This window comes from Haloarcula sp. H-hyl6 (assembly GCF_056934455.1).
In genome coordinates this window covers 1,017,321-1,041,942 of the sequence record NZ_JBRIIK010000001.1, presented here as the reverse complement: position 1 = coordinate 1,041,942, position 24,622 = coordinate 1,017,321, and the positions used below count along the sequence as shown (strand labels likewise).

The 24,622-nt window shown below is 67.7% G+C and carries 28 protein-coding genes; 20 read left to right on the top strand and 8 right to left on the bottom strand.

Annotated features, from left to right (window positions below):
• Positions 1-78 precede the first annotated feature (78 nt).
• From Hhyl6_RS05455 to ubaA, 11 genes are all read left to right on the top strand, one after another.
• Positions 79-486, top strand: coding sequence for an urease subunit beta (locus tag Hhyl6_RS05455; RefSeq protein ID WP_483738210.1), 408 nt, complete (start codon positions 79-81; stop codon positions 484-486).
• Positions 483-2,189, top strand: a complete 1,707-nt coding sequence (ureC, locus tag Hhyl6_RS05450) for an urease subunit alpha (protein ID WP_483738209.1) — start codon at positions 483-485, stop codon at positions 2,187-2,189. Before Hhyl6_RS05455 ends, ureC begins: the two co-directional genes overlap by 4 nt.
• Entirely contained in the window at positions 2,186-2,524 is a 339-nt protein-coding gene (locus Hhyl6_RS05445) for an urease subunit gamma (RefSeq protein WP_483738208.1), read from the top strand. The genes ureC and Hhyl6_RS05445 overlap by 4 nt, the downstream gene beginning before the upstream one ends.
• Positions 2,521-3,144, top strand: a complete 624-nt coding sequence (gene ureG, locus Hhyl6_RS05440) for an urease accessory protein UreG (protein WP_483738207.1) — start codon at positions 2,521-2,523, stop codon at positions 3,142-3,144. Before Hhyl6_RS05445 ends, ureG begins: the two co-directional genes overlap by 4 nt.
• Positions 3,144-4,079 carry an urease accessory protein UreD gene (gene ureD, locus Hhyl6_RS05435; RefSeq protein WP_483738206.1) on the top strand — a complete coding sequence of 312 codons (936 nt, stop codon included), beginning with the start codon at positions 3,144-3,146 and terminating at the stop codon, positions 4,077-4,079. The genes ureG and ureD overlap by 1 nt, the downstream gene beginning before the upstream one ends.
• Positions 4,079-4,666: an urease accessory protein UreE gene (locus tag Hhyl6_RS05430; RefSeq protein ID WP_483738205.1), complete on the top strand. Its 588-nt coding sequence runs from the start codon at positions 4,079-4,081 to the stop codon at positions 4,664-4,666. Before ureD ends, Hhyl6_RS05430 begins: the two co-directional genes overlap by 1 nt.
• Entirely contained in the window at positions 4,663-5,352 is a 690-nt protein-coding gene (locus Hhyl6_RS05425; RefSeq protein WP_483738204.1) for an urease accessory protein UreF, read from the top strand. Before Hhyl6_RS05430 ends, Hhyl6_RS05425 begins: the two co-directional genes overlap by 4 nt.
• Before the next feature lie 164 nt (positions 5,353-5,516).
• Entirely contained in the window at positions 5,517-5,969 is a 453-nt protein-coding gene (locus tag Hhyl6_RS05420; RefSeq protein ID WP_483738203.1) for a histidine kinase, read from the top strand.
• Positions 5,970-6,010: 41 nt separating this feature from the next.
• A complete protein-coding gene (locus Hhyl6_RS05415) occupies positions 6,011-7,096 on the top strand; it encodes a M20 family metallopeptidase (RefSeq protein WP_483738202.1) in 1,086 nt (361 codons plus the stop codon).
• A gap of 56 nt (positions 7,097-7,152) precedes the next feature.
• Positions 7,153-8,652, top strand: coding sequence for a carboxypeptidase M32 (locus tag Hhyl6_RS05410; protein ID WP_483738201.1), 1,500 nt, complete (start codon positions 7,153-7,155; stop codon positions 8,650-8,652).
• A gap of 73 nt (positions 8,653-8,725) precedes the next feature.
• Positions 8,726-9,547 (top strand): SAMP-activating enzyme E1, encoded by an 822-nt coding sequence (gene ubaA / locus Hhyl6_RS05405; RefSeq protein ID WP_483738200.1) that lies wholly within the window; start codon positions 8,726-8,728, stop codon positions 9,545-9,547.
• A gap of 21 nt (positions 9,548-9,568) precedes the next feature.
• Here the strand turns inward: ubaA and Hhyl6_RS05400 are convergent, their stop codons facing one another.
• The gene (locus Hhyl6_RS05400) at positions 9,569-10,480 is read right to left on the bottom strand and encodes an ABC transporter substrate-binding protein (RefSeq protein ID WP_483738199.1); all 912 of its coding nucleotides are present in this window, start codon (positions 10,478-10,480) and stop codon (positions 9,569-9,571) included.
• A 117-nt stretch (positions 10,481-10,597) separates the two neighbouring features.
• Here Hhyl6_RS05400 and Hhyl6_RS05395 point away from each other — a divergent pair, with 117 nt between their 5' ends.
• The 4 genes from Hhyl6_RS05395 to Hhyl6_RS05380 all read left to right on the top strand — a co-directional run bounded on the left by Hhyl6_RS05395 (position 10,598) and on the right by Hhyl6_RS05380 (position 13,396).
• Entirely contained in the window at positions 10,598-11,077 is a 480-nt protein-coding gene (locus Hhyl6_RS05395; RefSeq protein ID WP_483738198.1) for an RNA-binding protein, read from the top strand.
• Between the two features lie 89 nt (positions 11,078-11,166).
• Positions 11,167-11,526 (top strand): cell division protein SepF, encoded by a 360-nt coding sequence (locus Hhyl6_RS05390; RefSeq protein WP_483738197.1) that lies wholly within the window; start codon positions 11,167-11,169, stop codon positions 11,524-11,526.
• A gap of 68 nt (positions 11,527-11,594) precedes the next feature.
• Positions 11,595-12,539 carry an ABC transporter ATP-binding protein gene (locus Hhyl6_RS05385; RefSeq protein WP_483738196.1) on the top strand — a complete coding sequence of 315 codons (945 nt, stop codon included), beginning with the start codon at positions 11,595-11,597 and terminating at the stop codon, positions 12,537-12,539.
• A gap of 71 nt (positions 12,540-12,610) precedes the next feature.
• Positions 12,611-13,396: an ABC transporter permease gene (locus Hhyl6_RS05380; protein ID WP_483739678.1), complete on the top strand. Its 786-nt coding sequence runs from the start codon at positions 12,611-12,613 to the stop codon at positions 13,394-13,396.
• A 209-nt stretch (positions 13,397-13,605) separates the two neighbouring features.
• On the opposite strand, the gene Hhyl6_RS05375 is transcribed toward Hhyl6_RS05380, so the two are convergent.
• A complete protein-coding gene (locus tag Hhyl6_RS05375; protein ID WP_483738195.1) occupies positions 13,606-13,998 on the bottom strand; it encodes a DUF5611 family protein in 393 nt (130 codons plus the stop codon).
• 38 nt (positions 13,999-14,036) lie between these two features.
• Positions 14,037-14,867, bottom strand: a complete 831-nt coding sequence (locus Hhyl6_RS05370; RefSeq protein ID WP_483738194.1) for a DUF7093 family protein — start codon at positions 14,865-14,867, stop codon at positions 14,037-14,039.
• A gap of 147 nt (positions 14,868-15,014) precedes the next feature.
• Between Hhyl6_RS05370 and Hhyl6_RS05365 the strand changes: the two genes are divergently transcribed.
• The 3 genes from Hhyl6_RS05365 to Hhyl6_RS05355 all read left to right on the top strand — a co-directional run bounded on the left by Hhyl6_RS05365 (position 15,015) and on the right by Hhyl6_RS05355 (position 18,194).
• Complete coding sequence (locus Hhyl6_RS05365; RefSeq protein ID WP_483738193.1) at positions 15,015-16,436, top strand: PKD domain-containing protein; 1,422 nt, start codon at positions 15,015-15,017, stop codon at positions 16,434-16,436.
• A gap of 107 nt (positions 16,437-16,543) precedes the next feature.
• Complete coding sequence (locus tag Hhyl6_RS05360; RefSeq protein ID WP_483738192.1) at positions 16,544-17,653, top strand: PPC domain-containing protein; 1,110 nt, start codon at positions 16,544-16,546, stop codon at positions 17,651-17,653.
• 247 nt (positions 17,654-17,900) lie between these two features.
• Positions 17,901-18,194 carry a DUF6432 family protein gene (locus Hhyl6_RS05355; protein ID WP_483738191.1) on the top strand — a complete coding sequence of 98 codons (294 nt, stop codon included), beginning with the start codon at positions 17,901-17,903 and terminating at the stop codon, positions 18,192-18,194.
• Here Hhyl6_RS05355 and Hhyl6_RS05350 read toward each other — a convergent pair.
• A complete protein-coding gene (locus Hhyl6_RS05350) occupies positions 18,191-19,369 on the bottom strand; it encodes an MBL fold metallo-hydrolase (RefSeq protein WP_483738190.1) in 1,179 nt (392 codons plus the stop codon). The genes Hhyl6_RS05355 and Hhyl6_RS05350 overlap by 4 nt on opposite strands.
• A 71-nt stretch (positions 19,370-19,440) precedes the next feature.
• Here Hhyl6_RS05350 and Hhyl6_RS05345 point away from each other — a divergent pair, with 71 nt between their 5' ends.
• A complete protein-coding gene (locus Hhyl6_RS05345; RefSeq protein ID WP_483738189.1) occupies positions 19,441-20,043 on the top strand; it encodes a transcription antitermination protein in 603 nt (200 codons plus the stop codon).
• A gap of 1 nt (position 20,044) precedes the next feature.
• Here the strand turns inward: Hhyl6_RS05345 and Hhyl6_RS05340 are convergent, their stop codons facing one another.
• Together Hhyl6_RS05340 and Hhyl6_RS05335 are read right to left on the bottom strand one after the other, a co-directional pair.
• On the bottom strand, positions 20,045-21,658 hold the full coding sequence (locus Hhyl6_RS05340; RefSeq protein WP_483738188.1) for a hypothetical protein: 1,614 nt from the start codon (positions 21,656-21,658) through the stop codon (positions 20,045-20,047).
• Complete coding sequence (locus Hhyl6_RS05335; RefSeq protein WP_483738187.1) at positions 21,655-22,401, bottom strand: ABC transporter ATP-binding protein; 747 nt, start codon at positions 22,399-22,401, stop codon at positions 21,655-21,657. Before Hhyl6_RS05335 ends, Hhyl6_RS05340 begins: the two co-directional genes overlap by 4 nt.
• 94 nt (positions 22,402-22,495) lie before the next feature.
• Here Hhyl6_RS05335 and Hhyl6_RS05330 point away from each other — a divergent pair, with 94 nt between their 5' ends.
• Positions 22,496-22,852: a winged helix-turn-helix transcriptional regulator gene (locus Hhyl6_RS05330; protein WP_483738186.1), complete on the top strand. Its 357-nt coding sequence runs from the start codon at positions 22,496-22,498 to the stop codon at positions 22,850-22,852.
• Between the two features lie 43 nt (positions 22,853-22,895).
• On the opposite strand, the gene Hhyl6_RS05325 is transcribed toward Hhyl6_RS05330, so the two are convergent.
• Both Hhyl6_RS05325 and Hhyl6_RS05320 read right to left on the bottom strand, forming a co-directional pair.
• The gene (locus Hhyl6_RS05325; RefSeq protein WP_483738185.1) at positions 22,896-24,209 is read right to left on the bottom strand and encodes an RNB domain-containing ribonuclease; all 1,314 of its coding nucleotides are present in this window, start codon (positions 24,207-24,209) and stop codon (positions 22,896-22,898) included.
• A gap of 69 nt (positions 24,210-24,278) precedes the next feature.
• The gene (locus tag Hhyl6_RS05320) at positions 24,279-24,563 is read right to left on the bottom strand and encodes a DUF7562 family protein (RefSeq protein WP_483738184.1); all 285 of its coding nucleotides are present in this window, start codon (positions 24,561-24,563) and stop codon (positions 24,279-24,281) included.
• Positions 24,564-24,622 lie beyond the last annotated feature (59 nt).

Here is a 24,622-nt window from a genome sequence, read left to right as displayed (position 1 = left end):
GTTGCTTATCACACCTGTCCAAACGAACACCCATATGTTGGACAAACAGTCGGAAATTGCCGCGGGCGGGGGGTCGTCGTGACTGAGGACCTCGTGCCCGGCGAAGTCGTCGCCGGCGAGGGGACCGTGACGCTGAACGAGGGCCGCGAGACGGCCGAGGTGACCGTCGGGAACACCGGCGACCGACCGGTACAGGTCGGGTCGCACTTCCACTTCTTCGAGGCCAACGCCGCTCTCGCCTTCGACCGCGAGGCCGCCTTCGGGATGCGACTGAACGTCCCCGCCAGCACCGCGGTCCGCTTCGAACCCGGCGACGAGCAGACCGTCGAACTCGTCGCCATCGGCGGCAAACGCGTCGCCCACGGGATGAACGGGATAGTCAACGGAAGTGTCGACGCCGACCCGACAGAAGCGCTGAAGCGGTTACGGGCCGCCGGGTTCCGTGACACGGGGGCCGAAGACGACGACGCGAGGGCCGAGGAATGACTCGCGACATCGACAGGGAGGCTTACGCCGAACTGTACGGCCCGACGGCGGGCGACAAGGTCCGTCTGGGCGACACGGAACTGTTCGCTGAAGTCGAGGAGGACCTCCGCACACACGGTGACGAGGCCGTCTTCGGCGGCGGGAAGACCCTTCGCGATGGACTCGGGCAAGCCCCCGGCGTCACACAAGAAGAGGGTGCGCTGGACTGGGTGCTGACGAACGCGACCATCATCGACCCCGTTCTCGGCATCGTCGCCGCCGACATCGGCATCCGTAACGGCGAGATAGCCGGAATCGGGAAGGCGGGCAACCCCGACACGATGGACGGCGTCGACATGGTCGTCGGCCCGTCGACGGACGTCTACCCCTGTGAGGGGAAGATTGCGACCGCCGGCGCACTGGACATCCACGTCCACTGGAACTCCGCGCAACTGCACGAACACGCCCTCGCCTCCGGCGTGACGACGATGCTCGGCGGCGGCTACGGCGGCGGCGCGACCACCTGTACGACCGGGCCGGAGAACGTCAAGCGCCACCTGCAGGCGGCCGAGGCGTGGCCGGTCAACGTCGGCTTCTACGGCAAGGGCAACGCCTCGGACCCCGAACCCCTGCGCGAGCAAATCGAGGCCGGGGTCTGCACCCTCAAGTTACACGAGGACTGGGGGTCGATGCCCGACGCCATCGACACCGCGCTGGACGTCGCCGAGGAGGAGGACGTACAGGTCTGCATGCACACGGACACGCTGAACGAGGCCGGGTTCGTCGAGAACACCTTCGACGCCGTCGACGGCCGGACGATGCACCTGTTCCACATCGAGGGCGCGGGTGGGGGCCACGCGCCGGACATCATGGAGATGGTCGGCCAACCGAACATGCTCCCGTCGTCGACGAACCCTTCGATGCCCTACACCGACAACACGTTCGACGAGCACCTGGACATGGTGATGGTGTGTCACCACCTGAACCCCGACGTGCCCGAGGACGTGGCCTTCGCCGAGTCCCGGGTGCGCGCGGAGACCATCGCCGCCGAGGACGTCCTCCACGACGTGGGCGCCATCTCGATGATGACGACGGACTCTCAAGCGATGGGCCGTATGGCCGAACTCGTCCCGCGGACCTGGCAGACGGCCTCGAAGATGAAGTCCCAGCGCGGCCCCCTCCCCGAGGACGAGGGGACCGGAGCCGACAACTTCCGTATCAAACGCTATATCGCGAAGTACACCGTCAACCCCGCCATCTCCGCGGGCATCGAACCGTACGTCGGGACGCTCGAACCGGGCAAGATGGCCGACGTGGTGCTGTGGGACCCCGCCTTCTTCGGCATCAAGCCCGCGATGACGTTCAAGGGCGGGTTCCCGGTCCACTCGGAGATGGGCGAGGCCAACGGGTCGCTGATGACCTGCGAACCCATCGTCCAGCGGGAACGCGCCGGGGCCGTCGGCAAGGCCAAACACGCGCTCTCACTCTCCTTTGTCTCGCCGGCCGCCGCCGAACGCGGCGTCGGCGAGGAGTACGGCCTCGACACCCCTGTCGTCCCCGTCGAGGGCACCCGCACGCCCGGCAAGGACGACATGGTGCACAACGACTACTGTCCCGACGACATCGCGGTCGACGCCGAGACGTTCGAGGTACAGGTCGACGGTGAACACGTCACCTGTGAACCGTCTTCGGAACTGCCACTCGCACAGCGATACATGCTATGAAACTCACACCCAAAGAGCAGGAACGACTCACCGTCTTCACCGCCGCAGAGATCGCGCGACGCCGCAAGGACCGTGGCGTCCCGCTGAACCACCCCGAGGCCGTCGCCTACATCAGCGACTGGTGCATCGAGCGGGGCCGCGACGGCGACTCGGTCGCCGAGATTCGCTCCGGTGCCTCCCAACTGCTGGGCCGCGAGGACGTGATGGAGGGCGTCCCGGAGATGATAGACATGATTCAGGTCGAACCGGTGTTCCCCGACGGGACGAAGCTCGTCACGGTCCACGACCCCATCCGCTCGGACAGCGTCGGCACCGCCGATGGTGAGGAGTCGTGAGCCTCACCCACCGCGACGTCGCGACGGTCGGTATCGGCGGCCCGGTCGGGTCCGGCAAGACCTCGCTGCTGACCGAAGTCGTCCCGCGTCTCCGCGACGAGGGACTGGACGTGGGCGTCATCGCCAACGACATCCTCACCCAGGAGGACGCCGACCGACTGCGCGAGCGCTTTGCCGGCGTCGTCCCCGAGGACCTCGTGGCGGGCGTCGAGACGGGCGCGTGCCCGCACACCGGTATCCGCGAGGACCCGTCGATGAACCTCCAGCAGATAGACGCGTTCCTCGCGGACCACCCCGAACTGGACCTCGTGCTCGTCGAGAGCGGCGGGGACAACCTCGCGGCGACGTTCAACCCCGAACTCGCGGACTACTCGCTGTACGTCATCTCGGTCGCGGAGGGCGACGACATCCCCCGAAAGCGCGGCCCCGGCGTCGTCGACTGCGACCTGCTGGTGGTGAACAAGACGGACCTCGCACCCCACGTCGGCGCGGACCTCGACCTGATGGAACGGGACGCCCGCGAGGTGCGTGAGGGCCCGTTCGTGTTCACCAACTGCAAGGCCGAGGAGGGCGTCGACGAGGTGCTCGAACACGTCCGCGAGGGGGTGCTGTTCGCCTGATGGCGACGGACGCGCCGGAGGCGCGAGCGGAGCGAGACGGCGAGGACACGCCGCATCCCGCTTTCGAAGGCTACGCCGCCGAGTCGCCCCCGCAGGCCGCCGTCGGCGCGCCGGGCAAGGACGGCGTCCTCGAACTCCGATTCGCGCCGACCAGCGACGGGACGAAACTCGTCCACGACTACGCGACGGTGCCGTTCCACGTCTCGGGGACCCTGGGCCACGACCCGCATCCCGACGGCGAGACGGTGTTCCTCCAGTCGCCCACGGGGGGTATCGCACAGGGGGACCGCCACGACGTGACCATCGCCGTCGAGGACGACGCCGTCGCCCACGTCTCCACCCAGAGTTCGACGAAGGTCCAGTCGATGAACGCCAACTACGCCGCCGCCGACGCGACGCTGTCGGTCGGTCCCGACGGCCACCTCGACTACGTGCCGGAACCGACTATCCTGCACGCCGACTCGCGGTACTATCAGGACCTGACGCTGGACCTCGACGCCGGGGCGTCGGCCGTCCTCGCCGACGTCGTCGTCCCCGGACGCCTCGCCCGCGGCGAGCGATTCGAGTTCGAGCGGTACCTCTCGCGGGTCCGCGCCGAGGGGCCGGACGGGTTGCTGTTCGAGGACGCGACCCACCTCACGCCCGCGGACGGAGACCCGACGGCACCGGGCGTCCTCAGGGAGTTCGCCGTCTACGGGACCCTGTTCGTCGTCGCGCCCGACGGCGACGCCGCGGCGCTCTCGGACGCCCTGCACGAGACGGTCACCGACGGGGACGCACGGGCCGGGGCGACCGAACTCCCGAACGGGGCCGGCGTCGCCGTGCGGGCACTGGCCGACCGCGCCGAGACGGTCCAGTCGACGCTCCACGCCGCGTGGGACCACGCTCGGCGGGACCTGCTGGACGCCCCCGCACCGTCCGGGAGGAAGTACTGATGCTGGTCGCCGAGACGTATCTGGGCCACCGCGAGGACGCCGACCTCGCCGACCGACTGGCCGACGCCGACCCCGTCCGGGTGGTCCTCTCGGACACCGAGCGACGGCGCTCCCGCGTCCGTACCGAGTCGACCGAGGGCCGGGACGTGGGCATCGTCGTCGCGCGTGACCTCGCCGACGGCGACGTCCTCGAAACCGACGACGGGACCCTCCTCGTGGTCGAACTCGCCGCCGTCGAGGCGCTGGTGCTCTCGTTCGGCGACGCCGACGTCTCGCCGACGGCGGCGCTGGAACTGGGCCACGCGCTGGGCAACCGCCACTGGGACCTCGCGATGCGCGACGGCGAGGCGCTGTTCCCAGTGCCGGACACCCGCGAGCGGATGCTGGCCGCCGTCGAGGGTGACCTCCCGGAGGGCGTCGAGACGCGCTTCGAGTCCGTGCCGCCGACGACGTTCGACGACGCCGACCACAGCCACGGGGGCGACGGCCACTCGCACGGCGACCACGGCCACGACGACGGCCACACCCCCTCCCATGGCCACGACCACAGCCACGGCGTCCGAACCATCCACGGGGCGGACCGATGAGCGACGACGCGACCCTCGAAGCGTTCCGACTGGCCGACTCCTTCCTCCCGGTCGGCACCTACACCGTCTCCTACGGCCTCGAACAGTTCGTCGCCGACGACCGGGTGACCGACGCCGCCGACCTCGAAGCCCTGCTGGAGACGTACCTCCGTCGGCAGGTCGGCCCCGCCGAACTGGTCGCCCTCCGGCGTGCGCACGCCGCCACCCGCGAGGGTGACCTCGACGCTATCTGCGCCGCCGACCGACGGCTGGCGGCGGTGACGCTGGCCGCCGAGTTCCGGGAGAGCACCCAGCAGTCCGGGGACCGCCTCCTGTCGCTCCAGCGGGCGTTGCGCGAGGACGACCTGCTGGAACGGTACGCCGACGCCGTCCGCGAGGGGGACGCCCCCGGCAACTACGCCGTCGTCCTCGGCGTCGCGGCCGGACTGGCCGGTATCGACGTGCGGCAGGCCTGCCTGCTGTGCTGTCACGGCTTCGTCACCGGTCTGCTCGGCGCGGCCCAGCGCCTCCTCTCGCTGGGTCACACCGACGCCCAGCGGATTCTCGACGACCTGCGGCCGGTGATGGCCGCGGCCGCCGACGACAGCGCGGGCCGCTCGATAGACGACATGACGCCGTTCGCACCGCTGGTCGACGTCCTCGCCGCGGACCACGAACGGGCCGAGCGGCGCTTGTTCGCGAGTTGAGCGGTTTCAGTATCGAAAACTGACTTTGACGAGAGTGTGTGGGTCGTTGCCACACCCAATGGCCGGCCGCCCCGCGAGTCCCCTTGTCAACTTTCCGGGGCTGTGTACGCCGGCCGCGCTCTCAAGTCGACTATTTTCGACATCCGCGAGCACCCGGAAACGCAATGGCAACACAGACTGCGACCGATACCGGATTCGTGCTAGAGGACTGGCAGGCCGGTGTCGCCGGTGGTATCGGCGGTGCGACAGTGATGGCGGTACTCATCTCCGTGACGAACGCGGCGGTGTTGAAAGGCGCGATTCCCGGTCTCTACGGCCTCTCCGGTGGTGTCGCCGGATGGGCGATTCACCTCGCTCACGGCGCCGTCCTCGGCGTCGTCTTCGCGGCGCTCGTCGAGTCGGATGTCGTCGGCCGGTCGACGGGTGCGACGGTCGGACTGGGCGTCCTCTGGGGTGCGGCCACGTGGGTCGCACTCGCGGCGCTCGTGATGCCCGTCTGGTTGAGTGCCGTCGGCTTCCCGATGGCGCCGCAGTTCCCGAACTTCGCGATTCCGAGCCTGCTGTGGCACGTCGTCTACGGTGGCGTGCTCGGCGTCGCCTACGCAGCGCTGCGCTGACGGCTGGAAAGACACAACTGCCCGGCCCCTGATGCTCCGGTATGCACGTCGCCGACCTGACCGAGGAACTGGTCGCTATCCCGAGCCACGAGGACGAGTCGGCCGCCGGCGAGTTCGTCGCGTCGTGGCTCCGGGACCACACCGACGCCGCCGTCGAACACGACGCCCACGGTAACGTCGTCTCCCGGAAGGGGTCGGGCGACGGGAAGTCGCTCGCCCTCGTCGGCCACCACGACGTCGTCCCGCCGGACGAGTCACAGGTCGACGCCGACGGCGGCTACGTCGTCGAACGGAGCGACGGCCGCATCCACGGCCGGGGCAGCGCCGACATGAAGGGAAGCGTCGCGGCCGCGATGCTGGCGTTCGAGGCGGCCGAGGCGCCCGCCGAGGACGAACTCGTCTTCGTCTCCTTCGCCGGCGAGGAGCAGGGTGGCGTCGGCTGTCGGGCCGCCATCGAGGACGGCTTCCGGGTGGACTACGCCGTCGTCGGCGAGGGGTCGACGGGCTACTCCGCGCCGAGGGTCACCGACGTCGCCGTCGCGCACAAGGGCCGGCGCGGGTCGACCATCGTCGCCGAGGGGGCGGCGGCCCACGCCAGCGAACCCGAGGCCGGCGTGAACGCCATCTACCGCGCGACCGAGGCCGTCGACGTGGTCCGGGACCTCGACTTTCCGTCGACCGAGGTGCTGGGCCACGAGGTCCGGGGGAGCGTCGCCGTCACCGAAATCGACGGCGGGTCCGCGTGGAACGTGATTCCTGAACGGTGTGAGGCCACCGTCGACGAGCGGACCGTCCCGGGCGAGCGCGCGCCGCTGGACCGCGTCGAGGAACTCGAAGGTGTCTCGTGGCGCGTGGACCAGGACCTCCCGCCGATGGCCTGCGGCGACGCCGACTTCGCCGACGTCGTCCTCGACGCCGCCGCCGACGCGCAGGACGGCGCGCCCGAACAGGTCGTCAAGCCACACGCGACGGACGCCGGCTGGCTGGCCGACGCCGGTACCGACTGCGTCGTCGTCGGCGCGGCCGAACCCGGCGAGGCCCACACCGCCGACGAGAGCGTCTCCATCGACGTGCTGGAGCGATGCCGGCGCGTCTACGAGGGCGTCGCCGAGACGTGGCTTGCGTAGGGCGACAGATTTCCGCCTGCGCTGTGCATTTAGGATCCCCGTCCTAACGGAGGGGTATGGCAACAGCTAACGAGACCGAGTCGACGTACGAGCAGTTCCTCGACCACGTCAAGCGCCTCCACTACGTCTCGGACGCCGGCGGGGTCCTCCAGTGGGACCAGCAGGTGATGATGCCCAGCGGTGGCACGCCCGCCCGCGCGAAGCAGTCCTCCGCCCTCTCGACGCTCCATCACGACCTGCTGACCGACGACCAGTTGGGCGAGTGGCTGGACGAACTCGAAGACGCCGACCTGGACCCGGAAGAGGCGGCGGTCGTCCGCGAGGTCCGCCGGGACCACGAGCGAGCGGTCAAGGTCCCCGCCGACCTCGTCGAGCGCATCTCGGAGGCGTCCTCGAACGCCCTCCCCGTCTGGGAGGAGGCCAAGGCCGAGGACGACTTCGAGATGTACGCCGACACGCTCGAGGAGATGGTCGAACTCCGCAGAGAGTACGCCGCGGCCATCGACCCCGACCGCGACCCCTACGAGGTCCTCTTCGAGGAGTACGAACCGTATCTGGGCATCGACACCGCCGAGGAAGTGCTGACCCGACTCCGCGACGAACTGGTCCCGCTCATCGACGACATCGCCGACAGCGACGTGACCCTCGCGGACCCGTTCGAGGGGACCTACGACGAGGACGACCAGCACGAACTCGTCGAGGCGGCGCTTTCCACGCTGGGATACGACTGGGACCGAGGCCGCCTCGACACCGCCCCGCACCCGTTCTCGACGGGGACGCAGTTCGACGCCCGCGTGACGACGCGGTTCAAGCCCGAGGACCCGATGGACGCAATCGGCTCGACCATCCACGAGTTCGGCCACGCCACCTACACGCTCGGTCTCCCGCAGGACGAGTACGGGACGCCGCTGGGCGAGAACCGCGACCTGTCGGTCCACGAGTCCCAGTCTCGGTTCTGGGAGAACCATATCGGCCGCTCCCAGCCGTTCTGGGACCTCTTCGCCGACACCGCCAACGACCATCTGGGCACCGACGCCACCCCCCGGGAGTTCTACGAGGCCGCCAACACGGTCCACCCGGACAACCTCGTCCGGGTCGAGGCGGACGAACTCACCTACCACATGCACATCGTCCTCCGCTTCGAGATAGAGCGTGACCTCATCCGGGGCGACCTCGCCGTCGAGGACGTCCCCGAGGTGTGGAACGACAAGATGGAGGAGTACCTCGGCGTTCGACCGGACACCGACGCGGAGGGCTGTCTGCAGGACATCCACTGGACCAACGGCGCTATCGGCTACTTCCCGACTTACACACTCGGGTCCGTGCTGGCCGCCCAGTTGGACCACCACCTCCGGGAAGACGTGGGCGACGTGGACTCGCTCGTCCGCGAGGGCGACTTCGACCCGATTCACGACTGGCTGACCGAGAACGTCCACCGCCACGGTGCCCGCTACGAGACCGACGACCTCGTCCGGGAGGCGACCGGCGAATCGTTCACCGCCGACTACTTCCTCGACTACGCCGACGCGAAGTACCGGGACCTCTACGACTGCTGAGGCGCTCGAGGGTCGCCTCCGCTCGGCCCTTCGCAACCTGTCGTTTATCTCCCCGTGGGGCAAAGCCCACTGTATGCGACCGGACTTGGACCCCGAGCAACTCGACCGCTACTCCCGGCACATCATCATGGACGATGTGGGTCCCGAGGGGCAGGCGGCGTTGCTCGATACGGCGGTACTCGTCGTCGGGGCGGGCGGCCTCGGGTCGCCGGTCCTGCAGTACCTCGCGGCGGCCGGCATCGGACGGTTGGGTATCGTGGACGACGACGTGGTCGAGCGCTCGAACCTCCAGCGACAGGTCGTCCACCGGGACGACGACGTGGGCCGACCCAAAGTCGAGAGCGCCCGCGAGTTCGTCACCGGCCTGAACCCGGACGTCACCGTCGACGCGCACGAACTGCGCCTCTCGAAGGCGAACGTCACGGACCTCGTGGCCGACTACGACATCGTCGTCGACGCCTCGGACAACTTCGAGACGCGCTTTCTGGTAAACGACGCCTGTACGCTCGCCGGAGTCCCGTTCTCGCACGGCTCTATCTTCCGGTTCGAGGGGCAGGTGACGACGTTCACCGGCGACGGCGAGGGACCCTGTTACCGCTGTCTGTTCCCGGAGGCCCCGCCCGCGGGCACCGTCCCCGACTGCTCGACGGCCGGCGTCCTCGGCGTCCTGCCGGGTACTGTCGGCTGTATGCAGGCGACGGAGGTGGTGAAACTGGCGATGGATTACGGCGAACCGCTCGACGGTCGACTGCTGGCGTACGACGCCGCCGAGATGACCGTCGACGAAGTGCCCGTCGCGAAGAACCCCGACTGTCCGGTGTGCGGCGAGGACCCCGCAATCGGCAGCATCGACGAGGCCACCTACGAAGGCCGCTGTTCGCTGACCGCGGAGTAGCCCGTTCTCGCCACCGCGTGCTCAGACCCGGAGCGACGGCAGTTCCTGTACCGCGTCCCGCGGCGGCGCGTCGAACAGGTCCGGGTGACACAGCGCGGCCAGAAACTCCAGCGTGTCGACCAGTCGCGGCCCCGAGCGGTTGACGTAGTGGTGGCCGTCCACGACGTAGGCCCGTCCCTCCCGGACGGCCGTGAGGTCGTCGAACCCCGGTCGCTCGGTCAGGTCCGCGAGGTTCTCGCGGGTCTGGGCGACGTCGAAGCCACACGGCGACGCCACCAGTACGTCGGGGTCGTACTCCCGGACCTCTGCCCACTCGCGGGGCCGGGAGTGAGCACCGCGCTCGGCCATCCCGTAGACGCCGCCAGCCGTCTCGACCATCTCCGGAATCCAGTGACCGGCGACCATCACCGGGTCCAGCCAATCGAGGACCGCCACGCTGGGGGTCGCCGTCGCCCGCGCGGCGGTCGTCTCGACGGCGGCCACCCGCTGTCGGAGGTTTGCGACGAGGTCCGTCGCCGCCTCGTCCCGGTCGATTGCCGCACCGACCCGGTGGACGGAGTCGAACAGGTCGTCGAGGCTGTGGACGTCCAGCGTCAGCACCTCGGCGTCGAGGCCGAGGTCCTCGACGGCTTCCGCGACCAGTACGTGGTCGACGGCACAGACGTCACAGACGCCCTGCGTGACGATTACGTCAGGGTCGACGGCGGCCAGCGTCTCGCGGTCGACGGCGTAGACGCCGTCGTCGGCCTCCGCCTCGGCGACCTGTGCGTCGATTTCGCTACTGGACGCTTCGGGGTCGACCCGGGAGCGGTTGACCGACGGTTGCTCGCGGGCGGCCGGCGGGTAGTCGCACTCGTGAGAGACGCCGACCGGTTCGACGCCGAGGGCGTAGACGATTTCGGTGGCCGACGGCAGCAGGGTGACGACGCGCATACCCCCCGCTACGGCCCGCCGGGTCTAAAGGCTCACCTCGCGGCGTCTCCCGTCGCGCCGCGCTCGTGCGCACAATCCTTCGTTACGCTTACCGTCCGTGGCCGCACAGTCGCTCGTATGAACGTCAAATCGCGACACCACCTCCGCTCGGACGAGGTCGACGCCATCGAGACGGCCCTCGCCGAGAACCTCGGCGTCGAACTGGACGCCGACACCTTCGAGAAAGTCGAGTTCGAGGACAGCGACTGGGACGTCGTCCTCGTCGACGGCGACCCCCTCGTGCTGTACGTGGACGGCGAACCGTTCCTGACGGTGCAGGGCGCAAACGCACATCCGCCCGAGAAGCACGTCGTCACCGTCGACACGGGGGCCATCTCCTTCGTCTCGGACGGCGCGGACATCATGCGCCCGGGCATCACCGAGGCCGACGACGACATCAGTTCGGGGGACCTCGTCGCCATCAACGAGGAGGCCCACGGGAAGTTCCTCGCCATCGGGCGCGCCAAGACCGACGGCGGCGACATGGTCGGCGACTCCGGGAAAGTCGTCGAGTCCATCCACCACGTCGGCGACGACCTGTTCGAGTTCTCGGTGTAGCGTCCCGTCGGCGGCCGTCCTGTGGTCAGACGAGGGAGCAAACCCCGTCTGACGAAAAGTCTAAACGGGTAGCGCCCGCCGTGAGGCACATGGGACTCATGAGTAAGATTCTCGGCGAGGCGGGCAACTCCCGGAAGACCGAGGACTACGTCGAACTGAACGCGGACGACTTCGACGCGTCGGGCACCGAGACCGAGCGACACGTCCGAATCGCCCGCATCAGCGACAAGCAGGACGTCATCGAAATCAAGGACGCCGTCTACGACGGCGACATCGTCATCGCCGACATCACCCGGCACTCGACGCAGGACCGGACGATGGAACACATCAGCGACGAACTGAAGCAGGTCGCAAACGAGGTCGGCGGCGACATCGTCCAGAAGGACGACGACCAACTCATCATCACGCCCGCCGGCGTTGGCATCGCCCGCGAACGCCTCGGTCGGTAGGGCCGCTTTCTCTCTCCTGACCCGCCGCGTTCAACGTCCTTTTCGGTGTCCACCGGGTAGCGTCGGTAATGACAGCTCCGGCGATACGTGCCCGAAACTTACGGAAGAACTACGGTGACGTGCAGGCGCTCGACGGACTCGACCTCACCGTCGAGCGCGGTGAGTTCTTCGGTCTGCTCGGTCCCAACGGGGCCGGCAAGACGACGTTCATCAACACCCTCGTCGGCCTCGCCCACAAGGACGGCGGGGACGCCGAGGTGTTCGGCTTCGACGTCGAGGACGACTACCGCGAGGCCCGCGACCGAATCGGTCTCGCGCCACAGGAGTTCAACGTCGACCGTTTCTTTCCGATTCGGGAAGTCTTGCATCATAAGGCCGGCTATCACGGAATCCCCGGTGCCGAGGCCCGCCGCCGCGCCGAGGAGGCACTGAAGACCGTCGGCATCTGGGACAAGCGCGACACCCGCTTCGACTGGCTCTCCGGCGGGATGAAGCGCCGATTCGTCCTCGCGCGCGCCCTCGTCTCGAACCCGGACCTGCTGATTCTGGACGAACCGACCGCCGGCGTCGACGTCCAGTTGCGCCACGACCTCTGGGACATCATCAACCGGATGAACGACGCTGGGACCACCATCCTGCTGACGACACACTATATCGAGGAGGCCGAACGCCTCTGTGACCGGGTCGCCATCGTGGACTCCGGGTCCAAGGTGGAGGTGGCCGCCCCCGACGACCTGATGTCGCGCGGCACCGACACCATCGACCTCGGACTCGCGGACCCGCCACGCACTGCGCCCCGTCTCGACGTCGACGGGGTCACCGACGTCGCAGTGACCGAGGACGGCCTCAGCGTCACTGCGGCCGGCGGGACCCAGACCGCGCCGGAACTGGTCCGCGAACTCGAACGGCAGGGCTACCACGTCACGTCGCTGGACATCCGCCGGGCGTCGCTCGAAGAGGTGTTCGTCGACATGACTCGCGACGACCGCGAGTACGCGGAGGTGTCCGCATGAGCCACGACACAGAGGTCGGGACTGACGGTGGCACGGTGAGCGAGGACCACCGCGAGGGCGCACCGACTGGCCTGCGCGCCCGCGTGGTCGGCCTCTGGACGCTCCTCCACCGGGAGATTCTCCGCTACGTCCGCCGCCCGCGCAACACGTTCCTCCCGCCGATGATTACGAACGTGCTGTACTTCACCGTCTTCGGCGTCGTCCTCGGAGAGCGCATCAGCGGGAGCGACCCGAACGCCTTCGGTGGCGCCGGCTACATCCTGTTCATCCTCCCGGGACTCGTGGTACTGGGGATGATATCGAACGCCTTCGAGAACGCCTCGTTCTCCATCTTCCACGGCCGCTGGAACGAGTACATCCACGAGGTGCTGACCTCGCCGCTCTCGCACACGGAGATGGTGTTGGCCTACGTCGCCGCCTCTGCGCTCCGGGGCATCGTCGTCGGCGCCATCATCTGGGGCGTCGGCCTCGTGTTCACGCCGGTGACCGTCGCGAACCCGTTCTACCTCGCGGCCTTCACCCTCGTCATCCCGACGCTGTTCGCCGCCTTCGGCGTCATCGGCGGCCTCTGGGCGCGCGACTTCGACTACCTCACCGTCATGAACCAGTTCATCATCCGACCGCTGGTGTTCTTCGGCGCGGTGTTCTACCCGCTGTCGGCGCTCTCGGGCGTCTGGCGACAGGTCACGCTCCTGAACCCGATGGTGTACATGGTCAACGGCGTCCGCTACGGCGTCATCCCGCAGGCCGTCGCAGTGCCGCCGAACCGCTCGCTACTCGTGCTCACGGGACTCACCGTCGTCGTCGTCGCCGTCGACATCGAACTCGTGCGGCGGGGCTACGGACTGGTAGACTGAGCGACGGACGTGCCGCGGATGCCGGATTGGGTCCGCCTCCGGCGGGGCGGACAAACTATGACAGGGTGCCCGGCGCAATCGCCGAGCCACGCGGCGCTGCCGCGGCCCGGATATTCTGTGCGCCTCCGGTGAGGCGTGTGTGAACGTATGACACGAGAGTATATAGGCGTGACGGCGACCTGACGTGTCGGCGGAAAACAGCGTCGCGCTCAGACGTTGTCCGGCTTGTCGGCGTCGTCCTCGACGGACCGCTTCATGGAGTCGCGGCGCGCCTTCGCGTCACGCCCGGTGGCGTCCTCCAAGAAGTCGTTCTTGACCGTAACGGCGTCCTCGGCGGCGTCGACGTGCCCCTCGGCGATGACCTGTTCGGCGGGTTTCTCGTCGATGTGGAGCGCCAGTTTGTCCTTCTTGCTCCCGTAGTCGACGGTGCCTGCGACGACCCGCTCGAACACGGGGTTGTCGGGTTCGTCGACGACGAGGAGGTCACTGCCGTTGTGCTCTTCGGTGTCCGTGACCGGTCCGAAGTACTCCTCGACGAACGCTTCCATGTCCGGGACGCGGTCTTCGAGGTGCTCGCCCCGTCGCATCTTGTACTCTCGCATGGCCGTGGTTTTGCGAGGGGCCGTCTTACCCTTTGCGTTCACTCGGTGTCGGTGACCAGCGACCCCTTGTGACACTCCGGACAGAAGTCGCCCGCGCGCAGCGAACTCGCCTCGACGTCCGTGGTGAACCCGCACTCCGGGCAGTGGAACTGCCCCTCCGGGACCGTCACCGCGTTCGTCCCGGCCGGTTCGGGGTCCGACGAGTCGTCGGATTCTTCCCCGCCGCCGAGGGCTGTCTCGGGTGCCCAGCCGTCATCGTCGTCGCCGGGTTCTTCGGGCCACTGCCCGGGTTCTCGGTCGCTCGTCCGGTCGGACTCGTCGTCCCCGTCGATGATGAGGCCGTCGTCCGATTCGGGGTCCTCCGCTTCGGCGTCGGTGACGGGGTCCTCCTCTTCGGCGTCGGGGACGTGGACGTCCGTCGTCGGGTTCTCCAGTTCGCTGTCGCCGCCGGTCGCGTCGTCGTCGTCGTCGTCCAGAATCTCGGCGTCGTCCGCGTCGGGGTCGACCACGTCGGCCGCGGACTCACCCACCCCACCGGTTTCCGGCGCTTCGTCCGCGGTATGGTCGTTGGGGTCGTCGACGGACTCCGCTGTTGGTCCGTCGTCCGCCCCGCTCAGTACCTCTGTCTCGTCGTCGCTCTCCTCGTCGTCGGGTGGCGACTCGTCGTCGACCATGTCGCCCGCGATGTCCGAGGGTGTCTCGATGGACGTCACCTCCTTGTTCTCGGAGACGATGCGCGTGTTTCCACACCGCTCGCAGGTCTCCCGTTCCTGTATGGTGATGACGACTTCGCTACCCTGCTCTTCGCGCTCTCGCTCGACGGTGGCCTCACCGTAGGTGTGCCCGAGGACGGAACATTTGAGACCCATTGTCAGTTCTTCCCGCCGTGTCCTACTTAAACCCTACCCGTCCGACTTCTCGCTCCCGGACCCGGGAGAGTATACGAGACTACACGAGTTATATTTTCAATTCTGATTGCGTAAATTTATAACGGTGGGCGCGACCAGTGTCGAGCGATGCGTCTGCTCGGTCTGGCCGTCCTCGCGCTTGTCACAGTCGGTGCACTCTCCGGTGTCGCGGTCGCTGAGGCGAACGCCCCACCGCTTGCCGACGCCGGTCTCGACCAGACGGTGACGACGAACACGACGGTCTACCTCGACGCCAACGGGTCGCGGGACCCCGACGGCAGCGTCGCCGGCGTTCGGTGGACCGTCGAGACGCCGTCAGGTGGTACTCTCTCTCCCCACTGTCGGACCTGCCGACAGACCGAGTTCCGACCGGACGACGTCGGGCAGTACAACGTCACTGTGACCGTCACCGACGACGACGGCGCGACGCAGTCGGATACGCTCCACGTCGTCGTCTCCCGGTCGACGGGACCGTCGGTGACTCTCACGGGCCCGACGACCACCGCTCGTGGCGCAACCACGAGTTTCACCGCCGTCGCCAACGGCACGAGGACGACGCTCGCCACCCTCGCGTGGGTCGTCGACGGGACTCTCGTGAACCGGACGTCCCTATCCAGCGAGAACGCGACGACGACCACGTCGCGTTCCTTCGACACGACCGGTTCTCGGTCGGTGCGAGTGGTCGTCTACGACGCGGTCGGTCGCCGGGGGACCGCGACGGAGACCGTCGAGGTCGTCGGCGCGAGTGCGGTAAGTGGTGACCCTCCGTCCGGTGGCGACTCGTCGTCCGATGACTGTCACTTCTGGGAGAACGACTGTCTGACCGACGCAGTACTCACCAACCCCATGACCGGTGAAAAGAGGATTATCGAAGCGGACGGTGAAGCCGGCACCACGATTTGGGTGGAAGGCGAACCACGCAACCTCAACGACCTCCTCGGTTCGGACCTGAGCGACTACAGGAACGCAGATGGGACTTTGGACTACGACGAGGTGATGGACGATGCGGTCCCTGCCGCGAACCTTCAGGACCTCGGGATGGAGCCAGACGGGAACTCCCCGGCTGACGAAGGCAGAAACCCAGACGACGACTTTAACGATAACTCCTACTCTTACGACGGCAGTACTGACACCTACGATGGTGGGTCGCCCTCCGACCATTACGGTGGTGGGTCCGACGACTCCACCGGATCTGACGACTCCAGTGGGTCCAGTGGCGACTACAGTGATACGACGAGCGATAGCGGACACAGAATCACCCACGGGTCGAGTGGTGGTGGCAACGACAGTGGCTCCGACGATAGCGTTGGCGAGGATAGCGGTGGCGCGTCCGGTAGTGGGCTGTTCGCTGGTGGTACCGGGACGAACGGTAACTCCGGCCGCGGGGGCGTAGACGACGGCGGTAGCTCCGACACCTTCGACGGGGGGTCCCCCTCCGACCACTACGGGGAGTCCGACGACTCTGGCGGGTCTGACGGCTCCAGTGACGGGAGTGGCTGTAACTTCCCCGACTGGCCCGCTCTCTGCTAATGATCGCAGTAGCTACCGGATTCGCCGATATTTTCCACCTGAAGTCCCCTGATATTTATATGTCGTGCCACAGGACCGTTAATTACGACTGTTAGAGGACTACACAAATGGTAGAAACTGTTCTCACTCCGTCTCGAAACGCTCTCGTTACGGTCTTAATTGTCACTCTCCTGATTACGGCCGGCTGTAACAGCCTCGGTGTGGGTCAGAGCGATACTCACGCCGACGGAACAACTGGTACACCTGCGAGCGGAACGGCCGCGTCGACGTTCACGGCGACGCCGACGCCAACGCCGGCCGTCCCCGAGAACGGGACGGACTTGCGGAGTATCTCGCTCGACCAGGACGCCGGTCGGACGTTGACTGGCGAGTTGGATGGTGGTGACCCGCAGGAGGGAGAGAAATACTACGAACCGGTCGAGTTCACTGGAGAAGCCGGTACGCAGGTCAACATCACGGTCGGCGCAAACGAGGGCGACCCGGTCGTGCGACTCCTCCTTCCGAACGGGACTATCCTCGACATGAACGACGACGACGGCCTCGGTAACGCGGCAGAGCTGACGCAAGTGACGCTCCCCGAGACGGGTCAGTACACTATCGTCGCTACGTCGAGCGAACCGAACACCGCTTTCACCTATTACCTCACCGTCGATCAGTTCGTCCCGCCGGAAGAAAGTGACGTGATGTGGGCAGGCGACCCATCGACGTGGAATCGGACCGAACAACTCGGGGAGTTCGCATACGACTATCGGGCGACGTTCGAGCGCGGTGCTAATGTGACAGATATCGAATACGCCTACGTCAACAGTGAGGATGACTACGTTGTCGTGACCTACGAGATGTCACCCAACGCCTCACAGGACATTCGCACTAGAATTGACACCGCTCTTATGATTGCGCATTCAACTATAGATGATTCCTATCGTGATAAGCCCACGGACGCCACTTTTAACGAGAGCTGGACCCCAGACCGGGTGTATCACCGTGCGGTTACGCCGGACGGTGAACTGTACCGCGTGACGTACACGGATACCGAATCGGCCCGACAGTGGGAAGAAGGCAGTATCGAACTGCGGACCTATATGTTCCGCTATCTCGTCACCCTCACTCACGGCCCGGCGCACGATAGTTACGTCGAGGGAGCTAACCACTCTACTGCAACCGGAGAGATAGCCGGGCGAGACAAGAGCGAGGAAATCAGGGTCGGCGTAAGATAGCCTTCTCCGACGTGCGGTCTACTTTTTCGCAACGCTGTGTTCGTGGTGTCTGTGCCGTATCGCCGATCGTTGTCTACATATCGAGATACGGGACGTGCACTGGGAGAGAATGCCGCGTGTACTGCCGTTCGTAGCAGCTACGATGCCCGCGTTTTCCGATAGCGGGGTCAATCGTCGTTCGAACGCACCTCCCCACAAATTCGGAACGAGGGACAAAGCCAAGAGCCGTGCGGGTATAGGGACCTGTATGAGAGCGAAGCCGGAGTACCGCGACCGCGACGAGACGGAGGTTGCGGTACTGGACGCGCTCGCGGACCGCCACAAGGAGGGGATGACGGTGTTCGAAATTCGCTCGCAAGCGGACGTGAACATCGACCAGATAGAGGGTGCGCTGGCAGCGCTGAAGGAGGACGACCTCATCGAGGTGGACGACGACGGCGACCGGACCGTCATCCTGCCCGACGAGGACGTCGTCGGGCCGGCGGCGGCGGACGAGGAGGAATCGTTGTTCGAACAGATACGCAAGCGGTTGCCGCTCTAGGCGTCCATCGGCGCCGCGGCGCAGTTGTTGGGTCCCAGTTCCAGTTCGAACGCGGTGCCGTCGTCGGCGTCGTCGGTGCCGAGGTTGACGGCGATAATCCGCTCGAAGTTGGCGGGGCGCGGGGGGATGTCGCCACAGATGCGGTCGACGAACGACTCGCGGTCCAGCTCGAACGCGGCGAGTCGGTCCCGGAGGTCACCGAGCAGTGCGGTGTACGTCCCGTCGGCAGCGGGGTCGGCGGCGTCGGAGTAGTGACCCGGTGCCACACGGGTCGCGTCGGGGAGGGGGGCGAGTCGTTCGGTCAGCGTCCGATGGAGTTCCCGGGCCAGTTCGGGAGCGCCGTCGTCCCCCGCTTCGAGGTCCGGGCGGGCCACGCTTTCGAGGAAGAGGCTGTCGCCGGCGAGGAGGACGTCGCCGACGCGAAAACCGGTCATCCCGGTCGTGTGGCCCGGGAGCGGAGTCGCGTCGAGGGTCGCGGACCCGACGGACAGCGCGTCGCCCTCGCCGAGTTCGGTCACGTCGAACGTGACCCCGCGGTCGGCGGCGCGGGCGGGCAGTATTGGGTCGACGCCGTGGGCGTCGGCGAGGCGGCGCAGACCGCTGACGTGGTCGGCGTGGACGTGCGTGTCGACGGCGTAACGGAGCGTCGCGCCGTGGTCGGCGGCGTCGGACACGTACCGGTCGGTGAACGCCCGGAGGGGGTCCACCACGGCCGCCTCGTCGTCGGCGACGACCAGATAGCCCAGACACCCCGAGGAAGGGCGCTGGTACTGGAGGACGGTCGCGGCGTCGCAGGGGACCTCGTGGGCTTCGTAGAGGCGGGCCCACCCGCGCATCCCGTCGGCGAGGTTGCGGGCGTCGATGCCGCGGTCGGTCAGGAGACCGGCCACGAACCCGCTGGCCTCGCCGTGGCCACAGACGACCGTGATTGGGCCGTCCCCGGCCACCTCGGCCGCGAGGTCCGCGACGCCGTCGGTCACCTTCGCCTGCAGGAACTTCGCGAAGGGAAGTTGCGTCGCCGTGACGGACGGGCCGTCGATGTGCCACTGTTCGAACTCGTCGCGGTCGCGGACGTCGAGCAGACGGACCGATTCGCCGGCGTCCAGCCGTCGTTTCAGGTCGACCGCCGTGAGCGAGGGGTGGTCGGCCGGTGGGTCTGGGTACTCCTCGGTCATACGCGAGGTAGGTGGCGACGGCCGATAAATCGGGCGGAGGTTCTAAGCGGAGCGCGTCCCTCGGAGTGGGTATGGACCCCGCCGAGACACTCGACGCGGTACGAGAGGCCGAGCGGACCGAACTTGAGCGACTCGGCTCCGACAAACTCCTCGTCGCCGTCACGGGTGCGGACCTGACGTCGGACGCCGTCCGCGAGGCGGCCGCGACCCGAGAGAACGGCGTCGCGGACGCGCTGACCGAGTGGACCGAAGACGCCGACGGGCCGATTCAGGAGGTGTTCGCCGCCGCCGGCGAGGCCGCGCGCGAACGGGTCGACCGCATCGACGCCGCGCCCGGTGACCCCGACGCGCTCTCCGCGCACCTCGGTAGCGTCGAGGGGACGGCCGCCCGCGTCGGGGCGGGGCTGGTCGCCGCCCCGATGGTCGCCGACCGCTTCTACCTGCAAGTGGTGAGCTTCTTCGTGAACGAGGCCGACGAGGCGGGCGCGGACCTCGGGCGTGACCTGCGGGCCAGCGCGGGCGACTTGGACCCGGCCCGGGAGGCCCTCGAAACGCTGGCGGAGAGCGACCGCGAGACGGCCCGCGACGCGGCCGCAGAGGCCATCGACGTGGCCTACGAGGAGTACGCCGAGACGCTCGAAGAGATGGGGTTGGACCCGAAACCGGTCTGCTGAGTCAGGGGAGACGGTAGGTTGCGACCCGGTCGGCCGCGTACAGGAAGCCCGCGGCCGCGCCGACGGCGAGGAGCAAGCCCGTCGCGAGCAATCCCCCACCCAACAACGGGGTGGTGCTGAGTGGTACGGTGAACGACGGGGTGACGGCCAGCAAAAACGCGACGCTTGCCGGCGTCACGGCGGCGCCGAGGACGACGAAGTAGGCCCCGAACGCCCACCCGCTCGGGACGGTCACTTCGCGACCCTGTACGGACGCGGACTCGAACTTCGGGAAGACGACGCCGGCCCCTGCGGCGATTGCGGGAGCGGCCAGCGCGGTGAGGAGCGCCGTAACGAGCGCCGCGGCGAGCGGCAGGGGTGCGGTCCCGGCGGCGACGCCGAATCCCGTCACGAGCGCCGTCGTCACGACGACGCCCGGCAGGGTGCCGGCCAGCGTGAGACCGGCGACGAACGCACGGCCAGAGACGTTCGCGGTCAGCGTCAGCGGGAGGACGCCTTCCTCGCCGCCCAGCGGGTTCAGCGTGAACGCCGCTCCGAACGCGGCGGCACTGGCCAGTCCCCCCGTCAGCGGGAGCGTCGGAGGAACGGGCCCGCCCCGGAGGAGGAACTGGCCCTGATACGCGAGCAAGAAGAACGGCGCGATGGCGAACTGGACGGTGAACGGCGACCGTTTCGCCCGACGCCACGACTTCTGGGCGACGACGCGGGTGGCCGTCGAGACACACCCGGCGAGTAAGCGGTCTGAGAGTGTCCGCTCCTCAGGGTCGAACGCGTGGTCCGGCCGAACGGGGTCTGTGTACCAGACCCGCTCGGCCAATCGCTGGCACACGATGGCGAGCGCGGGGACGCTCCCGAGGAGCACCGCCCCGCCGACGGCGGCCGTCACGGGGTCGGCCTCGACCCCCGGCAGCACGACGAGGACGACGCCGACGGGCCACGAGAGCGGCGACCGGGTGACTGCCCCGAGCACAGTCGCCTGCACGGACGGGACGGACGACAGGCCGACCCACCCGACGACGAGGATGAACGAGGCGACCGTCCCGGCGGTGGCGCGATAGCGGGCGACCAAGGACGACCGGGCGGCGACGAGTTTCACCACCAGTCCCCCGGCGTACCCGAGGAGCATTCCGAGGCCGGCGACGAGGAGCGCCGCCGCCAGCACCACCAACGCCACGGCGGCGGCCCCGGTGCCGGCGGCGAGTCCGACGGCCAGCGCGACCAGTGGGAGCGCCAGCACGCCCAGCAGGCGCACGAACTCCGCCCCGAGGACGCCCACGAGGGCGTCGGCGTACGGGACGGTCGTCAGCAACCCGTCGAGGCCGTCCGGCGTCCCGATTTTCTTGGCCGACCGTTGGAGTTCCACGAACACGACGAGCGCCAGCAGCATCGCCAGCGCTCCCATCGCGGCCGTGCGGGCCTGCTGGGCGTCGCTCCCGACGAGCGCGTCCGCGCCGAAGTAGGCCACTGCGCCGATGCCGAGGCTGTAGGCGGGGACGAGCAAGACCCCGCCGACCAGCAGGAGGACGCCGCGGGTGCTGTCCCCGAGGTTTCGCCACGTCCGCCGCAGTTCCGTGCGCGCCACGATGCGGGCGCGCCGCCAGTTCGGACGCGTCATCGCTGTGCCGGTCGCTCGCGCTCGCTCGTCACGTCGAGGAACACGTCCTCGAGGGAACTCCCCGCGGCTACGTCCTCGGTCAACTCGGCCGGCGCGCCCTCGGCGACGAGGTCGCCGTCGTAGAGGACGCCGACGGTGTCGGCGAGTTCCTCGACCACCGGGAGAACGTGCGTCGAGAGGAAGACGGTCGTCTCCGCGGCCGCCACCTCGCTGATGGTGTCACGGACGGTCCGGGCCGCACGCGGGTCCAGTCCGCTGGTCGGTTCGTCCAGAAAGAGGACGCTGGGGTCGTGCAACAGCGCCTGCACGAGGCCGAGTTTCTGTTTCATCCCCTTCGAGTACCCCGCGACGCGTCTGTCGGCGTCCTCGGCGATGTCGAACCGCTCCAGCAGGGACTCCACGCGGTTCCAGTCATCGTGACCCCGGAGACCGGCGACGTACTCCAGGTGCTCGCGCCCGGTGAGTTCGTCGTACACCGGCGGCGTCTCGGGGAGGACGCCGATGTGTTCGACGACGCTCGCGCGGTCGCTCACCGGATGGCCGGCGACGTGGGCCGTTCCCGACGTGGGGTTCGTCAACGTCGTCAGGATACGGATGGTCGAGGTCTTCCCGGCGCCGTTGGGACCGAGAAAGCCGTAGACGTCGCCCCGGTCGACGGTGAGGTCGAGGTCGGCGATGGCGACGGCGTCGCCGTAGCGCTTGGTGAGTCCGTCGGTGACGATAGCGGGCGATGGAGGGCACACACCTCCACCCCCGGCCGACGGCTCAATAGGTTTTGTCCACCGCCGTCGACGGTGCCAGTATCTATTTAGCCGGCCCGACTGAAGGCGGGTACATATGGGCTCTGACGGGGACGCCGCCGAGGCAAACGCCGGCGGACGACGACTCCTCTCTCGGGCGACGGGGATTCTCGGCAAGAAGTGGCATCCCGTGTTGATACACACCCTGCTCGTCGAGGGCCCGCTCGGGTTCAACGACCTGAAGACGCGAGTCGACGGCATCTCCGATAAGGTCCTCTCGGAGTCGCTCGACGACCTAGAGGAGTCCGGGCTGGTCGTCCGAAACGTCATCGACGACAAACCTGTTCGCGTCGAGTACTCGCTGACCCCGGCCGGGTCGGACCTCGAACCGGTCATCGAGGCGCTGCGGACGTGGAGTCGGGACCACCTCGTCGAGGACCCGCCCTCGACCTGATGTCACACAGTCGTCGAGGGCCGTGACGCTCGGGCGGCCGCGCTTACTCCTCGTCGACGATTTCGATGCCGCGGTTGTTGACGGCCGCCGCGTCCAGACCGATTTCCTCCAGGAACTTCTTGTACTCGCGCTCGCACTGTTCGGCGTCCTTCTGCCGGTCGCTGGCGCGGTCACACAGCGCCACGAGGTCTTCGGGCACGTCGTTGGTGTACACTATCCAGTGGTTGATGAGGTCCGACAGGCGTCGGATGGGCGAGGTGAAGTGACCGTATATCTCGAAGTTCAGGGCGTGGTGGCCGCCGAAGGGGTCGTTCATGTACTTCGCGCGCGGCATCACCTTCATCACGGCCCACTGAATCTTGTCGAGTTGGCGTCCGGGGGCCTCTTCGAGCGTCGCGTTGACGGCCTTGCGCGGGTCGTCCCACGTCGACCCGGGGATGGAGACGCCGTCGAGTTCCTGTATCTCGACGAGGGCCTCGTCCCACTCTTCGGGGCTCGGTTGCGGGTGGACGCGGTACATCGCCTCGACGCCGCGGTCCCACATCAGTTCGTGCGTGACGGCCTTGTTGGCCTTCAGCATGCACTCCTCGATGATGGTGTGGGCGCGGTCCCGCGCGGGGTTGAGGACGAGCGACCCGTCCTCCTTTCGCTGTTCGTGCATCCGGTCGGCCAGTTCCCAGATGAGTTCGGTCTTCTCCGCTAAGTCGACGCTCGTGTCTTCGAGCAGGTCGTCGGCCGTCTCGGGGTCGTCGAGCAGGTTCTCGGCCTCCGTATAGGTGAGGCGCGCGTCGCTCTCGATGACGGACTTGTAAATCTCGATGTTCTCGTAGGAGAGGTTCTCCTTGTCCAGATGCATCTCGACGGTGTGTGCCAGTCGGTCCTCGTTGGGGACCAGCGAGCACACCGTCTCCGCGAGGACGGGCGGGAGCATGTGGATAGTGTAGCCCGGGAGGTAGACGGTGTTGCCACGCTCGACGGCCTCCTCCCACATCGCGGTGTCGGGGTTGACGTAGTGGGTCACGTCGGCGATGTGGACCCAGAGGACGTACTCGTCGTCCCGTTCCTCGACGGAGATGGCGTCGTCGAAGTCCTGCGCGTCGATGGGGTCGGTCGTCCACGTCGTCATCTCGCGGAGGTCACGGCGCTCGTCGACCTCGTCCTGTATCTCCTGTTGGACGTCTTGTGTGCGTTCCTCAGCCTCTTCGAGCACTTCCGGGGGGAACTCGTCGCGGATGCCGAACTTCTCGAACAACTCCTCGCGCTTGTTCTCCATGTGGCGGGCCATCTCCTCGTCGATTTCGACGGGGCCCTGCCCCTCGGCGGTGCCGGCGGCCGACTGGGCGTCCTCGGTAGTCATGCCCCGGGCTACGCCCACGGTGTAGTTAGGACTGTCGGGGTGAGAATCGACGGCGTCTCGCCGGGGGACTCACTCGCGCTCTACGCTTCGCTCCTCGGCGAGTTCCCGATAGCGGCGGAGGAACGTCTTCCAGTCCGTCTCGCCGGCACCGGCGTCGTGCAACGTCTCCTCTAGGTCACCGCGGGGTTGGTGAGACGTGTCGGCGAAACAGCCCTTGCAGAGGTACTCGAACTCCTTGTCCCGGCGCTCCCACCGGTCGCCGTGTTTGTCGTACTCGCGGGCGTCCGACCGGGCGAGGCGGTCACCGCAGGCGATACAGGTCACCGTCTCCCGGTCGCTCCGGGACTCGAACATACTCTCTGGTAGCGGCTGACACGGTATAGTGTTTTTCGCCCGGGCAACCCGCGAGGGAC